We start from the raw sequence: 21,219 nt of genomic DNA, 5'->3' as shown, positions 1-21,219 counted from the left end.
TTGATATGAGAAAAGAAGGAGATAGGTAAAATAATATGGAACAACTACATAACCATTAACATTACTGATGAACATATAAATGAGGTTAGAAATGAATAAGGATAGAAATTGGACAGTTTTATTTATTGGTGGAGCATCGGGAAGTGGTAAATCAAGTATTGCTTATGAGATTGCTAGATTTTACGGGGTGAATGTCTTGGAAGTAGATGATGTTCATCTATCTGTAAAAACAGTTACAACAAAGGAGCATTTTCCTGTAGTTATTATTGGGATTCTGTTAAAGATGGGAAATATGTTGGAGTTGACGGGACGGTAGACTGGCTGATTGATGTCAGCAAAGAGATGGTTCCAGTATTAAGAGAGCTTGCAAACAGGCATATTGAGGATAAATTACCTATCATTATTGAAGGCGATTTTATCCTTCCCGAATTTACATTATCTTTCGATAACTCGCAGGTGAAATCAATATTTATACATGAATCAGATAAAAATCAAATCGTGCAGAACTATTTAGCAAGAGAAGGTGGCGAATTACAACATGACAGAGCCGAAGTAAGTATTTCATATGGAAACTGGATAGCAGATACCTGTAAGAGAAATGAAATTAAACTAATTGAATCAAAACCTTGGAACACTGCTTTGAGCAGAGCTATAAATTGCTTATTGTAAACCTATGGGGAGTTAATGAAGCTTATTGGAAATATCCTGCTAGTATAACTTAATAAGGTATCATTACTTATATATCATGTGACATGGGTTCCTTAGTTCAGATACTTAATTCTTATTAATAATACGCTGTACTAAGGGGCAGAAGGGAGGGTATGATTGATAATTCAAACGAGATCATGGTAGAAACTTACGTTCGAATAGTCTTAGTTACATTAATATCTATAGTTGTTGTATACTACGCATATCTATTGGGACAAGCAAGAGCTAGAATAAAGCAAGCCTACAAGAACCCGACTGATCAAAGTATGGAACGCATGGCACTTCTTAAGCAAAAGCTCGTTCCCACGGTATGTTATTTACTGTGTATGGTTACCGTCGGGGTACTTTATTTCGTAGGAATTAATCTCGCAGTTATGTCTTATTTGCTCTTCATCTTCAATGTTATTGTTGCTTTCCTAGGCGACAAAAGGATTTTGTCAAAAGCAGAATTCAAGAATAAATAACAATATTACCTTATACTCAAAATAACTTCATCTAACAACAAATTTATACATCAAATATGCTGTGGAGAGGGAGGGTCTTCCGTGGAAATGAAAGATGAGAAAGGAAATGTACTAGGAATACTAGACATCGACTCGCTTAACAGGAACAACGTGATGGAGGCCATTATTAAGGAACTAAAGCCTGGTATGGGTAAGGGAATTTATATCGCAGATGCTGGTGAAAAAAAGATTAGCCAACAAAAGAATTATAAAGCAGTAGAATGGAATGCAGGTCTTACTTGCTTTAAGAGAAAAAGCCTCTCCGTGGGAACTCTCATTTCCTATGGATGCGGAACTTGAGAATATTCAGGTGTACTATGGATTTGATAATTTAACATTCTTTTCGAAAGAATTCTCCTTCCTCAAAACATGTGAAAGGGCGAATAGCCCCATGTCTAGGTGGGAGATGGAATTCGGTTTGGCAAAGCCAAAAGGGGTTTGTTTTTGATTTCGGTATGTAATGATGTAATGATAGAATCAGTCTTATAAGTGTGAAAGGCTGGTGTATAAATGAAATTAGATAGTAATAACCATTCAGTCTTCTTATTGTAGTGCTATTTGGTTTTAGTGGTTAAATATAGAAAAATGGTGTTTGCTGATGCACTTTCAACATACGCAAAAGACATATTTTTACGTCTTTCTGAAAACTACAACGTAACATTGATGGAATGGAATCATGATAGTGACCATGTACACGTTTTATTCAAGGCGCATCCGAATACAGAATTAACCAAATTCATTAATGCGTACAAAAGTGCAAGTTCTCGACTGATAAAACGGGACTTCCCACAAGTAAAAAAGAAGCTATGGAAAGAAATGTTCTGGTCGAGAAGTTTTTGTCTGCTGACCACGGGCGGTGCAACACTGGATGTCATCAAAAAATATATTGAAAATCAAGGAGAAAAGCGAGGTGCAGGGCGTGCTAAAAGCGTATAAGTATCGTATCTATCCAAACAGCGAACAGCGTCTATTCTTTGCGAAAACATTCGGTTGCGTTCGTTTTGTCTACAACAAAATGTTAGCGGACAGAATATCTTCATATAAAGAATTGCATGAAAAAGAAGATAAAACGATTAAATATCCCACACCCGCTCAATATAAGAAAGAATTTGAATGGTTAAAAGAAGTGGATAGTTTAGCTTTAGCTAACGCCCAAATGAATCTAAACAAGGCATATGCTCATTTCTTTCGGGATAAATCCGTCGGATTCCCAAAATTCAAAAGTAAAAAAGAAAACTATCACAGCTACACAACCAATAACCAAAAAGGTACCATCTCAATTGAAAATGGGAAGTTGAAATTACCGAGACTCAAATCACTTATCAAAATCAAGCAACACCGTCCATTTTTTGGTACTATTAAATCGGCTACCGTTTCGAAAACCCCAACAAATAAGTATTTCGTATCCGTTTTGGTGGAAGAAAACGAGCAATTATTTCCGAAACTGGACACACAAGTGGGCATTGATGTGGGGTTGAAAGAGTTCGCCATCTTATCAAACGGGCAACGATACGAAAATCCAAAATGGTTTCGTAAAGCGGAAAAACGATTGGCTTTTTTGCAACGTTCCCTTTCTCGCAAAAAGAAAGGGTCTTTCAATCGCCAAAAAATGCGATTGAAAGTAGGGAGACTTCATGAGAAAATCGCCAATCAACGTGCCCATTATCTTCACTGTATTAGTCATGTCATTACGAACGAAAACCAAGTCATTGTGATGGAAGACCTAAAAGTGAAGAATATGCAAAAAAATCGCAAATTGGCGAAAGCCATTAGTGAAGTATCCTGGTCGCAATTCAGAACCATGATTGAGTACAAAGCAATGTGGAAAGGTCGAGATGTCATCATCGCTCCCAAAAACTATGCAAGCAGCCAATTATGTTCAAGTTGTGGGTACAAACATGCAGACGTGAAAAATCTCAACTTGCGCGAATGGACATGTCCTTCTTGTCACACACAACATGACCGAGATTATAACGCTTCTCTCAATTTGGTCAAATTAGCTATGTAAGATGGTCTATATTTTAGAGGTCGGAACGACCTTGTTAGCTTGGTTCATATAGAATGCTATCAAAAGGTTCTACTTCCCAAGAAGCCCCCACTTCTAAGCGTAGCGTAAGTGGTGGGTAGTTCACCGAACCAAGAAATAGATTTGATAAGAGGAAAGCAGAAGAACGGGCAAGCACGTAGTGTTGCGAGATCTGAGGCCAAATCATACATTAGTCGGTTTAAGTGTCACTTATAACAAGGGGGGGCGGGATTTTGAGTTCCGAATATTTGGAACTACAAAAAGCCGAATTCAATTATCCGATCTAGAGGACTATACATATGAAAATGTACAGATACGAGGGAATGAGGCTGTGTACATTGGAGATGATGAGAAACAACAATTGATCTGGATTGAAATGGACTCACGTGGTAAGGCGCTGCAATATGAGATAGGAACGGAAGGTAGTGACCGGGATTGGGTCATATCTATTGCTGAATCTTTGTTATAAAAAAAGCCCCTTTGTGCGCTGCACTTCAGGCCGGATGGACCGTGCCGAAGTGAATCACAAAGGGGTTATCTTTTTTATTGTTTTTTCGATTTTGCCGAACTCATAAACCAGTAGGCCATACCTACAAAAACGGAGCCGCCAACGATATTCCCAAGAGTAACAGGAATTATATTATGCAGCCATCCTGCAAATGTAATCGTTTCTGGATGCCCAGGCAGCATAAGAGCAATGGTCATGAGTGACATATTGGCTACACTATGCTCGAATCCTGCCGCAATAAATGCGTACAGCATCCACCAGATGAGAATAAGTTTAGCTGTGTCTTCTTTCGTTCTCATCGATGTCCATATAGCCAAACATACGAGCCAGTTACATAAAATGCCACGGAAAAACAATTGGTCAATAGGCATGGTCATTTTTCCTGCAGCGGCTGTAAAGAGCAGGTGATCTGGCGGGATTTTTCCGAACACACCAGATCCATAGATCAGAAGGCAAAGTACGACAGCGCCAAGCAAGTTGCCGAAGAAGACGATTGCCCAATTCTTAAATGTAAAAGCCCAAGAGGTTTGCTTCGATAAACTGCTTACTGTGAAGAGCATATTGTTACCGGTAAATAATTCAGAACCTGCAAAGATGACAAGTGTGAGTGCAATGCCGAAAGACATCCCCATGACGAGCTGAACGGCTGGAGAGCCTGCGGCTTTGAATGAACCGCCTACTGTGAAAATAAGCATAATACCAATTCCAATATAAGCCCCTGCAAGCATGGCAGCAATGAAGTAACGTAACAAACTTGTTTGCATAAGCTTCTTTTTCGCTTCTACTGACTGATTAACCAGTTCGATCGTTGATTGGAACATCGTCTTCCCCTGCCTTATGAATGGTTACGAATAACGATTAGTTAATAGTGTTTATATCACCAGATTTTAACTTATTGTAACATATATTTTATTTTCTTCTACAAAAACGGGGAACGTGCGAACTTGACCTTCGTCCGGTGCTTGAACGCATCCATCCCGCATATCAATTTTCCAATCATACAAAGGGTCATACACATAGGGTCCAGAGACAATCCCTTCGTTCAAAGGCCCGCCTTTGGGATGAGGATTGCGATCCTCCAGTGCATAGATCTGTTCAGCAGTTTTAAATATAGCGAGTTTGAGGTCCTCAATCACAACCGTTCTTCCTACACGTTCTAAAAATTCATCTGTCGTCCCGATATAAACTGACTTTTCGGTGATCGTATTAGACATCTATGAACACTCCTTTATGCATTGTATACTTAAGATTTCGCAACGACTACTTTTTCAAATAAGGTTTCTTTCAGTTTTTGATCTTTCAATACTTTTTGCCATGGATCTTCCGTACGGCTTAGTGCAATATCCATTCGCTCAGCAAGCTGTTTCCGTTGTTCTACGTCTGTTACCGTGTTACGTTGAATGAGATCAAGTCCCACACGTTCTACCCAATCCGAAGTACGCTCTAAATATTTAGCTGTTTCTCTGTAGAACTGAAGTACAGCAGCACTGATTTCGATTAGTTCTTCATCTGTTTTTACTTTGCATAGCAGATCAGCAAGTCTTGCTTTAATACCGCCGTTACCGCCTACATAAATTTCCCAGCCGCCGTCATTACCGACGATACCAATATCTTTTGTACAAGATTCTGCACAGTTACGTGGACAACCGTTCACTGCAAATTTGACTTTGGCAGGGAAGTCGATACGTTCAAATTTACGTTCAATCAGTTCACCGATATGGAGGGAATCCTGTGTACCAAAACGGCAGTAAGCAGAGCCGACACAAGTCTTAACGGTACGCAGGGATTTCGCATAAGCATAACCAGATGGCATATTCAGCTCTTCCCACACTTTAGGCAGATCTTCTTTTTTCACACCCATCATGCCGATCCGTTGACCGCCTGTCATTTTCACAAGAGGCAGATTATATTTAATCGATATATCGGCAATCTTTTTCAAATCCTGTGGTGTTGTCATACCGCCATACATCCGAGGAACAACGGTATAAGTTCCGTCTTTCTGAATATTCGCGTTCATACGCTCATTAACAAAGCGAGAAGCAGGTTCATCTTGATAAGTGGTTGGCCACAGCATACCGAGATAGTAGTTCAGAGCAGGGCGGCACTTCGAGCATCCTTCTGGTTGACTCCATTCCAGAGCTTTCGTTACTTCTGCCACGGTATGAAGATTTTGCTGTTTAATTGCCTCAACAATTTCATCTCTCGACATCGTTGTGCAACCGCAAATACCTTCTTTAACTTCTGCATCAAATCCATTTCCTAGGACAAGCTGCATTACTTGTTCTACCAGCGGTTTACATCCGCCGCAAGAGCGGGATGCGCCTGTTTTCATTTTCACTTGATCAAGAGTAGTTAGACCGTCAATAGTAACGGCATCGACAATCATTTTTTTCGTTACACCATTACAGCCGCAGACGATATCTTCATCAGTTAGTTCAGCTGCTACGTTCGCTTTGGCACCACCGCCGCAGCATCCGCCTGTTCCTGTTAATTCTGCATACAATTCTTCCGTCATAAGTTCGCCTTTTTTAACGAACCGCTCAAGTCGGGAAGAGTCATCAATGTCCCCAAATAGTACAGCACCAACGATTACGTTGTCCTGCATTACAATCTTTTTATACGTACCTTTCCATCCGTCATGCATTGTAATGGTTGTATGTTGTTTTTCTTCCATAAAAGTACCGGTTGAGAATACATCAACGCCCGAAATTTTAAGCTTCGTGGAGCAGATCGATCCTTCGTATGGCTTTGTTTCCACGCCCGCAAGGGACTTCGCAAGTACCGCACCTTGCTCAAATAATGGTGCTACGAGACCGTAGCATGTGCCGCGGTGTTCCGTACATTCACCAACTGCGAATACATCAGGTACAGAAGTCTGCATGTAATCATCAACAACAATACCGCGATTTACTTCGATTCCACTATTGTTTGCAAGTTCCGTATTTGGACGAATACCAACAGACATAACGACTAACTCCGCTTCGAGCTCAGTACCATCTGTAAAAGTAAGGCCGGTAACGCGAGTATCCCCTTTTAAAGCAGAGGTCTGTTTACCTAATGCGAATTTAATACCTTGGCTTTCCAGTTCTTTTTCCAGCATTTTAGCTGCAGTTACATCAAGTTGACGTTCCATGAGATAATCAGGCAGATGAACAACAGTTACATCCATGCCTAGCTGAACAAGTCCTTTCGCTGCTTCCAGGCCTAACAATCCACCGCCGATGACAGCAGCTTTTTTATACTTCGATGCTGCTGCAATCATCGTCTCACAGTCTTCAATATCGCGGAAGCCAATGACACCTTCGAGATCAGAACCCGGAATAGGGAGAATAAATGGATTCGAACCTGTCGCGATAATCAGGCGATCATAGTCAACTGCCGATCCATCATCCATTTGAACTGTTTTTTGTTCTGTATTAATTTTCGTACCGCGTTTACCTGTAACCAGGTGAATCCCGGCCGATTCATACCATGCACGATCATTAATTACAATATCATCAATCGTCTTGCTTCCCTCTAATACATAAGAAAGCATGATACGATTATAGTTAGGGTGGGGCTCAGCACCAATTACTGTAATGCTGTATTGATCTGTAAGTTTAAGAAGCTGTTCAATTGTGTTCATGCCAGCCATTCCGTTACCAACAACAACAAGCTTTTGTTTTTGTGTCATAGTTAGTTCCTCCTCATCGATTCCACTGATATCCTGCAAAGTTATTTTTATAGTAAGCGAGGTAAATTAAGTATGTGACTTTTTTCACATAAATATTAAAAAAAAGAGAGCATTTTCATTTCCAATTGCGTGTAGCTTGTTAATAATTGACTTCTTTATATATTTAATAATATAGACTTTTAAATTACATAGAGTGAGTAAAATCACATGAATTATGTATTTTTTGTGAATGAAAAAAGTGGAAGTAGTCATAAAGACCATTTATCCATTTATTTTATATTTTAACTGTAGAGGGTAGAATCGTGATGTGAATATATGTATATTTATGGAATAACAAAGTGGTGTTTTCCATTCAGGTATGAAGGAGGATGTTCTATGAAAGAATTACCGACGATTCCATTAAAAAGACTTTCCTTGCGACCATTTCGTCAAGAGGATGCCGAGCAGGTCCAAGAATTAGCAGGCGATAAGTATATTGCTGAGACGACACTATATATCCCGCATCCTTATGAGGATGGGATGGCAAAGGCTTGGATCGATACACATACTGAACATTTTAATGAAGAAAGATCACTTACTTTAGCTATTGTACATAAAGAGGAATCTTATTTGATTGGCGCGATAACGATTGGATGCAATAAGAATTTTGATCATGGAGAACTCGCCTATTGGATTGGAAGAAAGTATAAGAGTAATGGATATTGTACAGAAGCTGCAAAAGGGATCGTGCATTATGCATTTGAAGAAATGAAACTGAACCGAATCTATGCTCGTCATTTAGCGAGAAATCCTGCATCAGGTAAAGTTATGCAAAAGATTGGTATGAAATATGAAGGATTATTAAGACAGCATGTTAAAAAGTGGGGCGAGTATGAAGACCTCGCGTGCTACGGATTGTTAAGGGACGAATATATATTTTAAGAGGGAAAATAGTAATTTGCATGGGAGAAAAACGAATGGCGAATATTATTTTAATTGGACCAATTTGTGCGGGGAAATCAACGGTTGCTGAGTTGTTATCTCAAAAGACAGGAATGCCGAGATGTTCGCTTGATGACATAAGATACAAATATTACGAAGAATTAAATTATGATCACAATCATGCTTTAGAATTGCAAGAAAAGTATGGTTTTTGGGAGAAGTATAAATATTGGAAGCCGTTTGAAGCTCACTTGGTTGTTCGGGTTTTTGAAGAATATACAGATCATATTATTGATTTTGGTGCAGGGCATTCTGTTTATGAAGAGGAAGCTTTATTTCAGAAAGTAGATCGAGCGCTGCATAACGAACCTTTTGTTTTTCTATTAATCCCTTCGAGAAATAGAGAAGAGTCTGCACAGATTCTATGTGAACGCTCTGAACTTGATTTTAATCGACATTTTGTTGAGCATTACTCCAATGAGAAGTTAGCGAAACATATTATTTATACGAAAAATCATACTCCTGAAGAAACGATGAGAGAAATTATGAGTTATACATTGAGAAGAAATTAAATGAAAATATCATTAACGGAAGAATTGGCGTTAGAGAACATAAATTCATTTGGAGAGCGATCAAGCCTGGTTCATGATTTGATAATTATATATTTAGGAGCTGATCTTGGTGATAAGAAAAAGGAATGTAGCCGTACTGCTGTATGAACATGTCGATGGCTTAGATTTTTGCGGAGCATTTGATGTATTTGCCACCGCAAGCGATTGGGGAAAAGACTTTTATACGTATACAGTCAGCGAGAAGTCGGAGTTAATAAATACGATAAGTTCTTTTACCGTTGCTCCTAAATATAACTTTAGTGATTGTCCGAAGCCTGATATTTTAGTAGTCCCTGGAGGTATTGGGGCAAGGACGGAAATGAACAACTCAGAACTAACATCGTGGATTAGGCGTACTTCGGAAAACTCAGAAATTGTATTATCCATATGTACAGGTGCCCTATTGCTAGCAAAGGCGAATTTATTAAGCGGACTTAAAGTAACAACGAATCAGCGGGCTATGGACTTGTTAGCACAAGTGGCACCTAAGGATTGTGAAATCTTGAGAGATGTTAGATACGTAGACAATGGCAAGATCGTGATGTCTGCAGGTGTTACGGCTGGAATGGATGCTTCTTTGCATGTTGTCTCCAAATTATTAGGTGAAGAGCGAGCTGTAGAAACTGCTTCAAGATTAGAGTATGGATGGAATCGGGAAATTCTGTAGTCAAGTTATTGTGAATTTACTTATTCGCCGCATGAAATCCAAAGTAACATACTAAAGAAATAATAGAAACATAAGTAATCGCTCTAACATACGTAAATACGTCATTCAGGTGGATCTCAAAAAGATATAAAAACTCAGTATCATTTTGTGTTCCAATAAATACAGCATCATTGATAAGTAAGATATTGATTACTATGGACAGAGCGAAAACAAGTAAAGAGAGTTTTGATAAGTAACGTCCATCTTCACTTTTCACAATAAATAAGATGGAGAACAGAATACAGAAGATCAATAGAGCTAATAGCATATAAGATCCCTTCATTTCATCAATATATTTGTATTTTTTCTGGCGACTTGAATTGGTTCTAAGAGGTTCATTCGAAATCGAATGTTTCTTTAATATAGTAACACATCGAACACAAATTCTCTTATTTAGCAAAAGGACCTATTTTATGAGGTGGGTGAATTAAATTAAGGATGCAATTATCTCGATCCTATAAAGCACGAAAGTGTTAGAAAGTAGAGCTGACTATGAAAAAAATATTCATGGTTTTTATTTTTCTCGCAATATTGCTGACAGGTTGTCAGAATCAAGATGTTGCAAATATGACTTGGGGAAATAAACACTCGATCAGCATAGAAGACGTTAGCGGAGTTGATCTACAGATGGGAGACGGCACTGTCATAACCCTACCACAAGAAGAAATGGTTCGTTATCTGAATGCAATAAGCAGCGGGATATTTGATAAAGGACAGCTTGATATACGTCCAGCGGACTATGCGGCAGAACTAACATTAAAGAACGGGGAAAAAAGGGAATTGTCTATGTGGATATCTGATGGATCAAATCTACTTACTGATCATGAGGATACCGGACATTATATATTAGATGAGAAAGCCAAAGCGACGATGATGGAGATTTTAAACGAGAAAGAAGAGCGATGAACTCGAATGGAGCGGAGGTAGATTTATCATGAACAGGCACTAAAGGGGTCAGCGGTGACCCTGTATTCGACGTTCCGCGGTTTATATTAAACGAATTTGATGTTCAACCCCAGAGGAGTACTTGAATTATATAAGAATTGCTTTTTGCTGGAAAAATAATGGAATGCGGTATTTAGAATAGGAGTGTAATCTATGAGTTCATTAACGAATGAAGACATACAGCTGATTGATGCTGCGAAAAAAACGATAAAAGAATTATATAAAGAGGGAAAACACCATGTGGGAGCAGCAATAAGAACGAAAACCGGTAAGACTTATTCAGCCGTTCATTTAGAGGCCTATATCGGAAGAGTGTCCGTATGTGCTGAAGCTGTTGTATTAGGAAAAGCAATTTCAGAGGGGGAATGCGATTTTGATACGATTGTAGCAGTAAGGCATCCGGATCTAACTGAAGAAGTACAAGAAATAGAAGTCGTTTCTCCTTGCGGGATCTGTAGAGAATTAATAAGTGATTATGGACCGGAGATAAATGTAATTTTAAAGAAAGAAAATCAGTACATAAAAGTAAAAGTTAGTGAATTGCTTCCGGAGAAATATAAAAGAGGGGAATAGAATAGGATGAGCCACCCATATCAACTGATTCTTGATGCAGCCGGAGTACTTATCACCAATCTTTCTCCGACATTTTGGTATGAGATTGCGGAAAAAGCAGATATCCCGCATGAACATTTACGAGCCCAGTATAAACAGGAAATTCGTGAATCTTTATGGTCTGGGAAGATAAGCGAAGATGATTTTTGGCAATGGCTTAAGATACAGTGTCCTTCGATAGAAATCGAAGAAGCAAAACGGATACTATTCAAGCATCTCGGGTATTTACCCGCTTTTAATTATATTCCAACATGGAGTAAGCTCACTGACATTCATATCCTTAGCAATCACCGGGCAGAATGGATCGAACCGTTATTTAGACCCATGTTACCCTATATAAAGAGTCTCACCATCTCAAGTGAAGTTGGACTGTGTAAACCTGACCCTAAAATATACGAGCTTGTTCATAAGAAACTGAATCTGAATGGACAAGTATGGTATATAGATGATCAAGAAAAAAACCTAAAACCCGCACAAGAAAGGTTATGGAACACCTATATTGCAGATCAGAACGGAAAATGGATTGTACATATAAATGGACTATTAGGACTCGGGGAGGATTCGTATGAACAATAGCAGTATTTCATGTGGAGGCGTATTGTTTAAAGATGATTCAGTCTTATTGGTGAAAATCAAATATGGTGCTAATCAAGGTATGTGGATGTTACCAGGTGGCTTCCTTGAATCCGGTGAATCCATTGAAGAAGCAGCAATTAGAGAGTTTAAAGAAGAAACAGGATTAAATACGAAAACTGCAAGAGTAGTTTGTCTTCGTTCTGGAACGCAGCACCAAAATGAAGGGATGCAAACAAATGTATATGTAGTATTTGAACTCATGCTTGTATCAGGAACCCTAAAAAAAGATGAAAATGAAATCGCTGATATTAAATACTGGGACATAAGTGAAATAGAGAAATCTAAAGAGATTATTGAACTAAGCAAAGCAATCATACTAAATGCTTGGCAAACAAAAAATGGATTAGTTGAAGGAAGTAAGATTAAAACTAACAATATGTATAGATCATATAATTATTACTTACCAAACCTTTTGTAAGGGGGAAACTTAGTGAATCCTTTCAAAATTAGGAGGTACGTTGCATGAGATACAGAAAAGTGCTGCATTATGATGCGTTTTCCTCTAAACCTAATAAAGGTAATCCAGCAGGGGTTGTACTGAGTGCAGATGATTTAGATGAGGAATCAATGCAATTCATAGCACAATCCGTAGGTTTTAATGAGACGGTATTTGTGCTGAGATCAGAGAAGGCTGATGTAAAATTGAGATATTTCACCCCAGGTCACGAGATCAATTTATGTGGACATGCAACTATTGCTGCTATGTATTGTTTAAAGACTTTAGGGGTTCTTCACGCGGATCTAAATGAGATTGAAATTGAAACGAATGTTGGAGTATTGCCTATCTTTTTTGAAACAAGAAGTGGTGAGCTCTTTATTACAATGAAGCAAGATCAACCTCAGTTTACAGGATTCCAAGGGTCTGTATCAAAGCTTGCTGAAAGTATCGGGATCACCGAAGAAGAAATTGATGCCACAATGCCGATTTTGTATGGAAGTACGGGAACATGGACCCTGTTACTACCTATCAAAAATGTACATAGTTTCTCTAAAATGAAGCCCAATAATTCCATGTTCCCTGATATTCTTACCCAAAATTCAAAAGCATCCATTCATCCGTTCAGCTTGGAAACGGTAAATGAGCATGCATTTATGCATGCAAGACATTTTTCCTCTCCCTATTCAGGAACGATTGAAGATGCTATAACGGGAACAGCTTCTGGAGTTATGGGCGCTTATTATCTAACTTATCTAAACCAAGATATTTCTGAAGTGAATTTTCTTGTTGAGCAAGGACAAGAAGTAGGGCGAGAGGGAAGTGTATGGGTAACCGTTAACCGTGATAAGACGAATATGGACGTATATGTGTCAGGGACAGGCGTCTATGTCAGGGAATTCGAAGTGTCGTATGCCTTAGCAGAGGAGAATGTATAGTGAATGAATCCTATCATATTCAGTTTGAGCCTACAAAGATCTAATTCCGTCCTTAGAAACTTGGCTTAATAGGTAAACATTTAATAATGACATGAGGTGAGGTAGATGGGAACTACATTTTTTCTAGTAAGGCATGGAATAAAGGAAAAAGCCATAGGTGATGTTCCAATCACTCCACAAGGTATCATACAAGCACAATCTACTGCTGCTCATGTTAGTAGGATACCGATCCATGCAATCATCTCTAGTCCGCTTCGAAGAGCTATAGAAACGGCGGAGTGTATTGCTGCTAAAACAAACGTAGAGATCATCGTAGATGATCGTTTACGGGAGCGTGCGAACTGGGGAGATCTACCGGAACAGACATTTGAGGAATTTATTCAGATGTGGGATAAATGCACTCGGGAACCAGACTATATTCCTCCTATAGGTGATTCTGTGAAGTCCGCTTGTAAAAGAATGTCCTCCTTATTAACGAGTCTTGTAGAAGAATATCCTTCTGGAAGTAATATTATCATTGTTACCCATGGGGGACTCATTACTGATTATATTGTGAATACATTTTCTGAGGATGTACTCTATCATTTTCATCCCCAGTTCATCGCGGAACAAAGCAGTTTAGTATCTGAATGTTCGATTACTACACTTACTTTTGATGGTCAGAATTATACGATTGATCGTTTTGCCTCAATAGAACATTTAATGAATGAAATGAATGAACCAGAGGAATCAACCTCTTGAAGAATATCTAATAGATAAAGAAGGAAAATAAAACAATGAAAATTATGGTCATTGGTTCAAGCGGTTCGGGTAAGTCAACATTTTCACGAGAACTTGGGGAAATATTGACTTTGCCTGTGTATCATTTAGATCTCTACTACTGGAAGCCAGGTTGGATCGAAACTCCGAGGGCTGAATGGGATGATTTTAACCGGCAATTAGTTGCGAAAGATCAGTGGATTATAGATGGACACTATGGAAGAACACTGGATATACGGTTACAAGCAGCGGACGTTATTATATTTTTCGATATATCACCTGTGATCACGACATACCGAGTAATCAAACGCAGAGTACAATATCATGGAAAGACAAGGCCTGATTTAAATGAAGGTTGTCCGGAGTCGATTGACTGGCCGTTTATTAAGTATGGTTGGAATTTCAGGAAAGATAAGAGGCCGAATATATTAAAAAAGCTAGAGAAACATGCAGATAAAAAAATCATTATTATCAATAGCCCTAGCGAAGCCCGAAGGTTATTAAATAAGATCAGGACAGATGGAGTATTAGACTAATGATGAGAGGTGATTTCCATACAATTTAGTACACTAAATCAATATGTATCTGAGATCCAGCGGCAGATTAATGCTACAGCTGCTGCGACATATATTATTCAAAACGACATAGTAGTTAATGAGTGGTATTCAGGACGGCATGACTCATTTGCTTCATCTAGAATGGTTGATGCAGAGTCCCAATTTAATGTGGCTTCTGTTAGAAAGACCTACCTCGGATTTGCGATCAGCTTGCTTATCGAATCTGGAATGATTCACAGCATAGATGATGCAATTGAACATTACATAAATGAAGTTCCAGATCTGATAAAGGGAATAACGATACGGCATTGTTTAACTCATACGCATGGTCTGGATAGTAGTGAAGGGAAGGTAGTGAGCTCTTTTTTTCCTGGTACAGACTGGGCTTATACGAATACTGGTATTAACCTTCTAATCGAGTTAGTTCAATGTGTAACAGGTACATCACTAGCCGACTATATTCAACATGAATTATTAGAACCAGCGGGACTAGTTGAGACGGGCTGGCGAACTGAGTATGAAGAACGATTAATCTATAATTACTATCATCACAAGGATAATTGTGTTGGACCGAATGACAGTCCTGCAGGGGAGCAGAGTAATTTATTTGTCAGTGCCAGGGAATTAGCATTGTGGGGGAATCTGCATCTCAACAAAGGAAAAATCCAGGGTGAACAGGTCTTCCCGGAATCTATTTTTGATAGAATTACAAATACTCAAACACCAGAGACATTGCCATCTCATTTACCAAGACAAGGCTTCATTTGGTGGCTGCAAAGAAGCAATTCACCCTTAAATCAAATAGGCAGTAATGTACCTGATGAGGCATATCAAATTCTTGGCATAACCGGGTGTGCTTGTCTGGTCATTCCTAAATATCAAGCGGTAGCAGTACGGATGTATAATCAAGTACACAACAAGAGTGGTTATAACTATTTGGAGGATATAAGAGAGTTTGGAAATAAAGTGATTGAGGCGTTAGATATGAATTCAGGAGAGTTAATTGGAAAAGTGAAATAAAAACGCAAAGGAAAACATATATGAACTACTCGTTGTATCATTATTTTGATAGAAAAATAGGACCATTTAGAAATCTTTCAAGTTTACCTCTCCAAAAAGCAATAGATATCTCTAAACAAATTAATAAAGAAGGAAAAACATATGCGAGTCAAAGGTCTCTTGATTATATCGAGATTAGAAGAGATCTTGAAATGCTTGCAAGAGAACAATTTATTGCTAAAGGCGGTAAACCAAAAAACTCATTCCCTCATTACATGACATTAGGAGCGTGTGATTGGCTTAAAACATGGTACACCAATCCGGATTGGATTGTACTACATTGGGATGAATTCACAGAGTCATCTATTAGTTTTACATACGGTGATCTTTTCCCAACCATGCGAGTTAAAGATGATAAATCTTATCGCAGACAAGTCTATACAAAGCAGGAGATAATAAGAGTAATAGACAAGTATGGAATGCCGCAGGATTGGAATGAACAAGGAGATAAAGGGCCGGAAAGATATATTGAAGTTCAGATCTGGGATGATGATGTGATAAAGAGATATCAATAATATTACATTACGAAGGAGTATCCTATGAATGCACAAGAATTAGCAATACAAGCGTGTAAAATTTCTAAAGAATATCTAAAGCCAGGTATTTCTGAGAAGCAATTTGCGAATATTTGCGAAAAAGTAATGTATTCATTAGGAGCAGAAGATGTATGGTATCCCATGCTTGTCAATTTCAATACGAATTCAAGATATTGCACCAGGGCAAACCACTTACCCTCTGATGATGTTTATTTACTGAAGGATGACATTGTATTGATCGATTTTAGTCCGAAGGTAAATGGTTATTGGGGGGATTATTCAGAAACCATCGTGATTGGTGAAAATGAAGCATATTCCCGTCTTGCAGCAGATGCAAAGGTTATTTTTGAACAGACCTTTGATTACGCAAAAAGATGTAAAACCATTGGAGAGTTATTTGCCTTCTGTGACAATTTAATAAAGTCAATGGGTTACCAATTACTAGACCCAAATGGGAATATTGGACATTCCATTGAAGACGAGGACAACCAGGCAAACCGGATTTTCATAAGTCCTGACAACAGCAGTACGTTACTAAAAGGAAAAAGATGGGCCATTGAACCTCATATAGGCAAAGGAAACTATGGGGCAAAGTTTGAAAACGTAATAAACCTTTGATTAATCATAATCATAGCAGCTAGAAACTTTAGACAATATAAAATAAAGGATATGGTTGAGATTATAAAAAGACGAGTGTTGCTTATTTTCATGGCGATTTTCATCATTACAGTTGTCATAACGCCTGTCATATACGTGCAGGTAAACAAATATAAATATGCGGATAGAGTAACTAATTATCTATTGGAAGAAGAGAAATACAGCAGAGAAGAAATAGAATCTGTAAAAGGGGTTTGGGGAAAGAAGTTACCTTCTTTTTATACTCTCGTGATCTTTAAGGACGAACCCTATGTGGAATATGTGTACTTTGCTCATAATGAAATTATGCAATTTGACTATCGATTGACTGAAGAGGGTGAGGAAAAAGGAGTTACGAAATCGAAGCTGAAACATTATGTACCCTTCAATTAGAGTGACGAATGAATTACACGACGATGTTTGATACATAAGATGATTTTATGGGGAAGATTTGTACTCTATATAAGTTATTTCAGAATCATTATAAATTTCGGGAAAATAAAAGAGAAGCCGCAAGCCTGTCTGAACTGAACCCCGATGGAGTCACTTTTTTTAAGTGTCTATCATTCGGGGTTCAGTTTAATTATGACGGGTTATCTTTTTTTTTACATAATTTAATAACTTTATCTCAGATATCAGTAATATTAGAACTTCAACCTTTATAACTATGATGAATAAATAAAGCAAAAAGAAGGAAATTACAACAAGTTCGTGTAATAAACACACAATCAGAACATAAATCTTTATCAAATAAAATAGTTGTAAACTCCCTTTTTAGAATGGGTATATGTTCATTGGGCTTCGTATAACAAGGGAGTACGAATTTCAAGTTAAAAAGGATGTGCGAATATGAAAACCATCATATCGATTACAGCCATCGTCTTGTTATTTGTGTTATCCGGGTGTACGGATCAAGAACCACCCTCAAAGGAAGAGGAGATTCCTTCCTCTACCAACAATCAGGGCCCAACTAATCCTCCTACAACTGAATTAGATGATGCCAAAATAAATTTGTTTGCGGATGTAAGCAAATACGATGGTATTGCTGAAAAAGAGATTGAAATATCGGGAGAAAAATACATGACCAAGTTTATCAAGCATGATTTTCTTCCCGTTGGATTCTATGTTCCTGATTTTATTAACGAGAAGAAGTTCCATGACGGTAATGAATTTGAAGGTCCCCATTCTTCATTAATCAGTATATTCAGTCCAGATCAACTAAGTCTAGATCCGTTAGTGATGAGAGAAGAACTTGAAGTATATCAGTGGACTAATGAAACATTTTACTTTTGATATTCCTGTAGAGAAAAGAGTCTATAAAAAGGCACATCGGGACCTACATTTGTACATTAGCAAACCGGAATCAGAAGGAGAAAATAGACCGGCTTTATTATTTTTTAATGGTGGGAGTTTTAAGAAAAATCCAATAACTCCAGATCAATTTCAGCATCAAGCTAAACATTTTTCAAGTAAAGGGATTGTAAGTATTTGCGTTGATTATCGGAATGGATCAGATGATAATTTCACCCCTGTACAAGCAATTTGTGATGTGAAGTCCAGCATTCGGTGGGTCAAGGATCATCACCTAGAGTTAGGAATAGATCCGAATCGCATTATTGTGTGCGGTGCATCGGCGGGCGGATATATTACTGTTTCGGCTTTCATGTTCCCAGAGATCGATGATGAAATGAATAATACAACCGATTATAACGTGAGCGAGCTTATTATTTTTGCGGCGGGTATGGATGCCGTTGATATTACAACTCGGCTCTTTCCTGACTTGGTGCCTATGTCGCAAACGATCTCGCCTAAGCATCATATCAATCGTTGTTTACCGCGGACCCTGTGGATGTGTGGGACTGGCGACGTTCTATATGAAGAGAATAAAGAATTCATTCACCAGATGAAGGAAGCCGGAAATGATATACGGTTTTTGACCTATGAGGGTATGGAGCATGGATTTTTCAATTATGGAAGGCATGAGAATCTGTATTTTGAAAAAACAACAAAAGATATGGAGAACTACCTAAAAGAAATGCATTATATAATGGAAGATTAAAGGCATTCCCTCTACATAATATCTAATAAAGAAAAGAAGGTGTTATATGAACTATCAGTTCAATCGAGAATGGCTTGTTAAGAAATTTCAGGAGATACAGAGAAGGATTCTCCTTGTCATGGACCAGCTCAGCGAGGAACAATTGAATTGGAAGCCGAATGAGCAGAGTCATCGTATTGCTAATCTAGTACTTCATATCGAAGGGAATATAAAAGAAAGAATTGCCAAGGGAATATTGCACCAGAATATAGTCCGAGATCGGGAAGCTGAATTCTCAGCTGTATTTATTTCAAAAGCCGAGTTAACTGCCATAGTAAAAGAAAATTTCGACTTTTTAATTGATATTGTGAGTAAACTGACAGATAGGGAATTAGAGCAAACGCAATTAGTCAGGAATAAGGAACGAACAAATATAGACATTTTGCATCAGTGCGCAGCTCATTATTCGGAGCATATGGGACAGATCTTCTACATTGCGAAGCTTTGCCTAAATGAAAGCTATAAATCAACTTCGATATAACTAGAGAAAGCACAATTTAATATCAATATCGTAAGCAGGGAAGCGAGAACTTGATTTTCGCGGAGCTGCTTTTTTATTTCTACAATAGGAAGCAAATTAGGTAAAGATAAATTCTTTCATATGGTTTAAAATGCAAAATAAGGGATTTTAAAAGGGAGAGGGGACTAAAACGGATGGCTATTGTAGGATTACTTGGAATGATTCATGATGAAGAGTTGAGACAGAAATATCATTCTACATTACCGCTTTACAAAGAGGCAATATTAGAATTTGCTCCGGATTTGATCTGCGGAGAAGTCCATCCGATTAGTTGGAAGAGATACCTAGAAGATAACACGGATAAGGGATATTGGGGAGAGCCGGCAAGTGAATACTGGGATCTGATCTTTCCTTTATGTGAAGAAAAACAAATCGAATTTGTTCCGATTGATTGGTTTGAACTAGATGTGTGGAATAATTTTAGCCCTTTTGTAGATTTCCCCGAAGATCAAAAGAATGTATATGAATTAATGGAGAAAGATTGGCTTACAGAGCAGTTACAAACGTCCCAGTATGGAGAGATTCCATTTAACTCCAAAGAATTTGATGTGATAACGAAACAGAAATATGCATGGCTAGAGGATCTTAATGAAAGATCATATCAACTCAGGTGGAATATTCGTAATCAGATTATGGTTGAGAGAGTGAGAAATACCTACGAGAAATATCCGAACAAAAGAATTTTATGTACGGTAGGAGCAGATCATAACTACTTTTTTGAAGAAGAATTAAAGAAGGACCCTATTGAATTTATTTATCCGATTCGGAAATAAGCGGGGACCAAATAGATGACGGAGGCATAAACATGGCGACTTGGGTTACTCATTTTAGGATTGCTGAGAGATTAATAGACTTGGGGGTACCTGTAAGTAAAGAAGAATTTCTAGTAGGGAATATTGGTCCAGATTGTGGCCTTTATCATGAAGGAGAAGGGCTTATTCCACCGAAGACAGTAACTCATTATAAGATGGATGGGCGGCAAATAAATGCAGATCTCTTTTATAGCCAGTACCTTCTTCATCACGAGAAAGATATTCATACGAAAAAGCTATCTTTTTATCTGGGCTATTATCTTCATTTAGTGACCGATCAGGAGTGGAGCAAACATTATCAGGCTAAAAAGAGTGAACCTTTATATCAAAATATAATGAGAACACCTGAATACTGGAGTTTAGTTAAAGGGGATTGGTATGGCATTGACTTTCAGTATTTGAAAAACAACAAAGATCATATCTTTTGGACTACATTTCAAAATATTATCGATTTTCCGGATTATTTAGATATTTTCCCTAATGGACAAGTGGGTGAGCAGATCAGGAGGATTACAGCGTTTTATTTAGAAAATACATTAGCAAACGATCATGAATTTGTATATCTGACGTTAAGTGAAGTTGATCAATTTGTGGAACATACGGTATCGAGGATCATGGAGATCCTAGAAGGGCGTATAGGCACAAATCTGAGGAGAGATGAATATGATACAATCCATTGAAACGAAATTAAAAGAAATGAATATAACTTTGCCATCTTCAAGTAACCCTGCTGCTCAGTATACAAATTATGTTATTGTTAATGGAATCATGTTTGTCTCTGGTAAAGGACCATCTGGTCAGCCAAGAGGTAAACTCGGCTCTACATACACAACTGGGGAAGGATATGAGTTCGCTAGAACAACAGGAATTGAGATTTTAGCTGTACTAAAAGTGGACTGTCAACATTAAATCAGACAACTTTTTTAAGGGATGCAGCTTTGTACTGAATTGGGGTCATGTATCCTAAAGTGCCATGAATGCGATGCTTGTTGAACCAATTCACATAATCATATAGTTCC

Annotated in this window: 32 protein-coding genes; 27 read left to right on the top strand and 5 right to left on the bottom strand. The window is 38.1% G+C overall.

Features of this window, described 5'->3' with window-relative positions; translation table 11 throughout:
- Window positions 1-91 precede the first annotated feature (91 nt).
- The 7 genes from KJS58_RS14385 (at window position 92) to KJS58_RS14355 (ending at window position 3,706) form a co-directional block, all read left to right on the top strand.
- Window positions 92-316: a hypothetical protein gene (locus tag KJS58_RS14385; RefSeq protein ID WP_213533295.1), complete on the top strand. Its 225-nt coding sequence runs from the start codon at window positions 92-94 to the stop codon at window positions 314-316.
- 26 nt (window positions 317-342) lie between these two features.
- On the top strand, window positions 343-669 hold the full coding sequence (locus KJS58_RS14380; RefSeq protein WP_213533293.1) for a hypothetical protein: 327 nt from the start codon (window positions 343-345) through the stop codon (window positions 667-669).
- Between the two features lie 152 nt (window positions 670-821).
- Window positions 822-1,172 (top strand): hypothetical protein, encoded by a 351-nt coding sequence (locus KJS58_RS14375; RefSeq protein WP_213533291.1) that lies wholly within the window; start codon window positions 822-824, stop codon window positions 1,170-1,172.
- Between the two features lie 81 nt (window positions 1,173-1,253).
- Entirely contained in the window at window positions 1,254-1,511 is a 258-nt protein-coding gene (locus KJS58_RS14370) for a hypothetical protein (protein ID WP_213533289.1), read from the top strand.
- A 258-nt stretch (window positions 1,512-1,769) separates the two neighbouring features.
- Complete coding sequence (gene tnpA / locus KJS58_RS14365) at window positions 1,770-2,147, top strand: IS200/IS605 family transposase (protein ID WP_249717327.1); 378 nt, start codon at window positions 1,770-1,772, stop codon at window positions 2,145-2,147.
- Entirely contained in the window at window positions 2,131-3,219 is a 1,089-nt protein-coding gene (gene tnpB, locus KJS58_RS14360; protein WP_213533535.1) for an IS200/IS605 family element RNA-guided endonuclease TnpB, read from the top strand. The genes tnpA and tnpB overlap by 17 nt, the downstream gene beginning before the upstream one ends.
- Before the next feature lie 181 nt (window positions 3,220-3,400).
- Window positions 3,401-3,706 (top strand): hypothetical protein, encoded by a 306-nt coding sequence (locus KJS58_RS14355; RefSeq protein WP_213533287.1) that lies wholly within the window; start codon window positions 3,401-3,403, stop codon window positions 3,704-3,706.
- Window positions 3,707-3,780: 74 nt separating this feature from the next.
- On the opposite strand, the gene KJS58_RS14350 is transcribed toward KJS58_RS14355, so the two are convergent.
- From KJS58_RS14350 to nirB, 3 genes are all read right to left on the bottom strand, one after another.
- Window positions 3,781-4,566: a formate/nitrite transporter family protein gene (locus KJS58_RS14350; RefSeq protein ID WP_213533285.1), complete on the bottom strand. Its 786-nt coding sequence runs from the start codon at window positions 4,564-4,566 to the stop codon at window positions 3,781-3,783.
- Between the two features lie 66 nt (window positions 4,567-4,632).
- Complete coding sequence (nirD, locus tag KJS58_RS14345; RefSeq protein ID WP_213533283.1) at window positions 4,633-4,959, bottom strand: nitrite reductase small subunit NirD; 327 nt, start codon at window positions 4,957-4,959, stop codon at window positions 4,633-4,635.
- 29 nt (window positions 4,960-4,988) lie between these two features.
- The gene (nirB, locus tag KJS58_RS14340; protein ID WP_213533281.1) at window positions 4,989-7,418 is read right to left on the bottom strand and encodes a nitrite reductase large subunit NirB; all 2,430 of its coding nucleotides are present in this window, start codon (window positions 7,416-7,418) and stop codon (window positions 4,989-4,991) included.
- Window positions 7,419-7,793: 375 nt separating this feature from the next.
- Here nirB and KJS58_RS14335 point away from each other — a divergent pair, with 375 nt between their 5' ends.
- The 3 genes from KJS58_RS14335 (at window position 7,794) to KJS58_RS14325 (ending at window position 9,617) form a co-directional block, all read left to right on the top strand.
- Window positions 7,794-8,339, top strand: a complete 546-nt coding sequence (locus tag KJS58_RS14335) for a GNAT family N-acetyltransferase (RefSeq protein WP_213533279.1) — start codon at window positions 7,794-7,796, stop codon at window positions 8,337-8,339.
- Window positions 8,340-8,374: 35 nt separating this feature from the next.
- Window positions 8,375-8,911, top strand: a complete 537-nt coding sequence (locus KJS58_RS14330) for a shikimate kinase (RefSeq protein ID WP_213533277.1) — start codon at window positions 8,375-8,377, stop codon at window positions 8,909-8,911.
- A gap of 109 nt (window positions 8,912-9,020) precedes the next feature.
- A complete protein-coding gene (locus KJS58_RS14325) occupies window positions 9,021-9,617 on the top strand; it encodes a DJ-1/PfpI family protein (protein WP_213533275.1) in 597 nt (198 codons plus the stop codon).
- 16 nt (window positions 9,618-9,633) lie between these two features.
- Here the strand turns inward: KJS58_RS14325 and KJS58_RS14320 are convergent, their stop codons facing one another.
- Window positions 9,634-9,924 carry a hypothetical protein gene (locus KJS58_RS14320; protein ID WP_213533273.1) on the bottom strand — a complete coding sequence of 97 codons (291 nt, stop codon included), beginning with the start codon at window positions 9,922-9,924 and terminating at the stop codon, window positions 9,634-9,636.
- 224 nt (window positions 9,925-10,148) lie between these two features.
- On the opposite strand from KJS58_RS14320, the gene KJS58_RS14315 reads away from it, so the two are divergent.
- The 17 genes from KJS58_RS14315 (at window position 10,149) to KJS58_RS14235 (ending at window position 21,109) form a co-directional block, all read left to right on the top strand.
- A complete protein-coding gene (locus KJS58_RS14315; RefSeq protein ID WP_213533271.1) occupies window positions 10,149-10,562 on the top strand; it encodes a YhfM domain-containing protein in 414 nt (137 codons plus the stop codon).
- A 192-nt stretch (window positions 10,563-10,754) separates the two neighbouring features.
- Window positions 10,755-11,174, top strand: coding sequence for a cytidine deaminase (locus KJS58_RS14310; RefSeq protein WP_213533269.1), 420 nt, complete (start codon window positions 10,755-10,757; stop codon window positions 11,172-11,174).
- Window positions 11,175-11,180: 6 nt separating this feature from the next.
- Window positions 11,181-11,789: an HAD family hydrolase gene (locus tag KJS58_RS14305; protein ID WP_213533267.1), complete on the top strand. Its 609-nt coding sequence runs from the start codon at window positions 11,181-11,183 to the stop codon at window positions 11,787-11,789.
- Window positions 11,779-12,267 (top strand): NUDIX domain-containing protein, encoded by a 489-nt coding sequence (locus KJS58_RS14300; RefSeq protein WP_213533265.1) that lies wholly within the window; start codon window positions 11,779-11,781, stop codon window positions 12,265-12,267. The genes KJS58_RS14305 and KJS58_RS14300 overlap by 11 nt, the downstream gene beginning before the upstream one ends.
- Before the next feature lie 44 nt (window positions 12,268-12,311).
- Entirely contained in the window at window positions 12,312-13,223 is a 912-nt protein-coding gene (locus tag KJS58_RS14295; protein WP_213533263.1) for a PhzF family phenazine biosynthesis isomerase, read from the top strand.
- Window positions 13,224-13,328: 105 nt separating this feature from the next.
- Window positions 13,329-13,964 (top strand): histidine phosphatase family protein, encoded by a 636-nt coding sequence (locus tag KJS58_RS14290; protein ID WP_213533262.1) that lies wholly within the window; start codon window positions 13,329-13,331, stop codon window positions 13,962-13,964.
- Window positions 13,965-13,999: 35 nt separating this feature from the next.
- The gene (locus KJS58_RS14285) at window positions 14,000-14,518 is read left to right on the top strand and encodes a DNA topology modulation protein (protein WP_213533260.1); all 519 of its coding nucleotides are present in this window, start codon (window positions 14,000-14,002) and stop codon (window positions 14,516-14,518) included.
- Window positions 14,519-14,527: 9 nt separating this feature from the next.
- Window positions 14,528-15,559, top strand: coding sequence for a serine hydrolase domain-containing protein (locus KJS58_RS14280; protein WP_213533258.1), 1,032 nt, complete (start codon window positions 14,528-14,530; stop codon window positions 15,557-15,559).
- Window positions 15,560-15,591: 32 nt separating this feature from the next.
- Complete coding sequence (locus KJS58_RS14275; protein WP_306433090.1) at window positions 15,592-16,113, top strand: hypothetical protein; 522 nt, start codon at window positions 15,592-15,594, stop codon at window positions 16,111-16,113.
- 24 nt (window positions 16,114-16,137) lie between these two features.
- The gene (locus KJS58_RS14270) at window positions 16,138-16,752 is read left to right on the top strand and encodes a M24 family metallopeptidase (RefSeq protein WP_213533254.1); all 615 of its coding nucleotides are present in this window, start codon (window positions 16,138-16,140) and stop codon (window positions 16,750-16,752) included.
- 51 nt (window positions 16,753-16,803) lie between these two features.
- Window positions 16,804-17,163, top strand: coding sequence for a DUF3139 domain-containing protein (locus tag KJS58_RS14265; RefSeq protein ID WP_213533252.1), 360 nt, complete (start codon window positions 16,804-16,806; stop codon window positions 17,161-17,163).
- Window positions 17,164-17,619: 456 nt separating this feature from the next.
- A complete protein-coding gene (locus KJS58_RS14260; protein WP_213533250.1) occupies window positions 17,620-18,063 on the top strand; it encodes a hypothetical protein in 444 nt (147 codons plus the stop codon).
- Entirely contained in the window at window positions 18,044-18,829 is a 786-nt protein-coding gene (locus KJS58_RS14255; RefSeq protein ID WP_213533248.1) for an alpha/beta hydrolase, read from the top strand. The genes KJS58_RS14260 and KJS58_RS14255 overlap by 20 nt, the downstream gene beginning before the upstream one ends.
- Before the next feature lie 46 nt (window positions 18,830-18,875).
- Window positions 18,876-19,349, top strand: coding sequence for a DUF1572 family protein (locus tag KJS58_RS14250; RefSeq protein ID WP_213533246.1), 474 nt, complete (start codon window positions 18,876-18,878; stop codon window positions 19,347-19,349).
- Window positions 19,350-19,522: 173 nt separating this feature from the next.
- Window positions 19,523-20,161, top strand: coding sequence for a hypothetical protein (locus KJS58_RS14245; protein ID WP_213533244.1), 639 nt, complete (start codon window positions 19,523-19,525; stop codon window positions 20,159-20,161).
- A gap of 32 nt (window positions 20,162-20,193) precedes the next feature.
- On the top strand, window positions 20,194-20,880 hold the full coding sequence (locus tag KJS58_RS14240) for a zinc dependent phospholipase C family protein (protein ID WP_213533242.1): 687 nt from the start codon (window positions 20,194-20,196) through the stop codon (window positions 20,878-20,880).
- Window positions 20,864-21,109, top strand: coding sequence for a RidA family protein (locus tag KJS58_RS14235; RefSeq protein WP_213533241.1), 246 nt, complete (start codon window positions 20,864-20,866; stop codon window positions 21,107-21,109). Before KJS58_RS14240 ends, KJS58_RS14235 begins: the two co-directional genes overlap by 17 nt.
- Before the next feature lies 1 nt (window position 21,110).
- On the opposite strand, the gene KJS58_RS14230 is transcribed toward KJS58_RS14235, so the two are convergent.
- Complete coding sequence (locus KJS58_RS14230) at window positions 21,111-21,203, bottom strand: IS3 family transposase (protein ID WP_374705819.1); 93 nt, start codon at window positions 21,201-21,203, stop codon at window positions 21,111-21,113.
- Window positions 21,204-21,219 lie beyond the last annotated feature (16 nt).

The organism is Paenibacillus sp. J45TS6 (assembly GCF_018403285.1).
Taxonomy (GTDB): domain Bacteria; phylum Bacillota; class Bacilli; order Paenibacillales; family Paenibacillaceae; genus Paenibacillus.
This window is presented reverse-complemented; position numbering and strand designations above follow the sequence as displayed.